Source organism: Pseudomonas sp. RGM2987 (assembly GCF_022952855.1).
Taxonomy (GTDB): Bacteria; Pseudomonadota; Gammaproteobacteria; order Pseudomonadales; family Pseudomonadaceae; genus Aquipseudomonas.
Window position 1 is genome coordinate 1 of record NZ_JALJDX010000030.1, and the last position, 1252, is coordinate 1252.

1 protein-coding gene is annotated in these 1252 nt (G+C 64.7%); it reads right to left on the bottom strand.

Features of this window, described 5'->3' with window-relative positions:
* Nucleotides 1–136: 136 nt before the first annotated feature.
* On the bottom strand, nucleotides 137–1165 hold the full coding sequence (locus tag RGM2987_RS00135; RefSeq protein WP_245138097.1) for a proline racemase family protein: 1029 nt from the start codon (nucleotides 1163–1165) through the stop codon (nucleotides 137–139).
* Nucleotides 1166–1252: the final 87 nt, after the last annotated feature.

Here is a 1252-nt window from a genome sequence, read left to right on the forward strand (position 1 = left end):
CAATTGGGTATGTCAGGTGAATCCATGGGGCTGCGCAGCAGCCCCATGGATTCACCTGACATACCCAATTGGGGGCCGCTGCGCGACCCAGCGGGAGCAAGCTCCCTCGCCACAGGGGGATGTTGAAATTTCAAGATCATGCGCCTGGCCAGGTATCCGAGAGCCGGTAGCCTTGGGGCCAGGGATCGCCAGGGTCCAGCAGCAGTTGATGGGTGCCGGTGATCCACGCTCGGCCTGCAATGCACGGATAAATCGCCGGGCGTCCGGCCACGTCGGTCAGCGAGTCGATGCGGCAATGAAATTCGGACCCGATGATCGAGCGCCCGATGAAGTGATCGCCCACCTGCATCCGCGCTTTGGCCTGCAGCACGGCCATGCGCGCCGAGCATCCGGTGCCGGTGGGGGAGCGGTCGATCTTGCCGGGCTGGATCACCACCGCGTTGGCACCGGTGGCGATGCCGTTCTCCTGAACGATGGGCGCAGCGATCTGGCAGAACGAGATGTGCGACCAGTCAGGGTTCAGCGGATGGACGAAGCCCAGCTGTTCATTGGCTGCCCGGGTGATTTTCAACCCGACGGCCACCAGGTCGGCGGCTTCGTCGGGGCAGATGGCAAAGCCCAGGCGCTGGGCGTCGGCGATGACAAAACTGTCGCCGCCGTAGGCCGTGTCCACTTGCAACGAGCCCAGGCCTTCGACTTCGATCCAGGCGTCGAGGCGGTCGGCGAAGGACGGCACGTTCTTGATCTCCACCCGTTGCACCTTGCCGTCGCGGCAGTCGGCCACGGCTTCGATCAGTCCGCCCGGCGCTTCCAGCACCAGGCGGGTCTGGGGTTCGGTCATCGGCAGGATGCCGCTGTCCAGCAGCACCGTCGCCACGCACAGCGAGTTGGAACCGGACATGGGTGGCGTGTCGGCCGGCTCCATGATGATCCAGGCCATCTGCGCCCGCGGATCCTTGGCCGGTACCAGCAGGTTGACATGACGGAAAACCCCGCCACGGGGTTCGTTGAGGACGAAGTTGCGCAGGGTCTGGTCGCGGGCGATCCAGCGCGATTGTTCCCACACCGTGGCGCCGGGCGGTGGGGCGACGCCGCCGACGATCACATCGCCGACTTCGCCTTCGGCGTGGCAGCTGACGATGTGGATGATTTTGGATGAGCGCATTGGCTGCTCCTTGTGTTGTTCATCAGGGCCTCTTCGCGAGCAAGCCCGCTCCCACGGGGTATGTGGTGTATGCAAATCCCCAGTTGG

Excerpts from the sequence above, each read along its gene's own strand:
- RGM2987_RS00135 (WP_245138097.1), bottom strand. The coding sequence starts at position 1,165 with ATGCGCTCATCCAAAATCATCCACATCGTCAGCTGCCACGCCGAAGGC.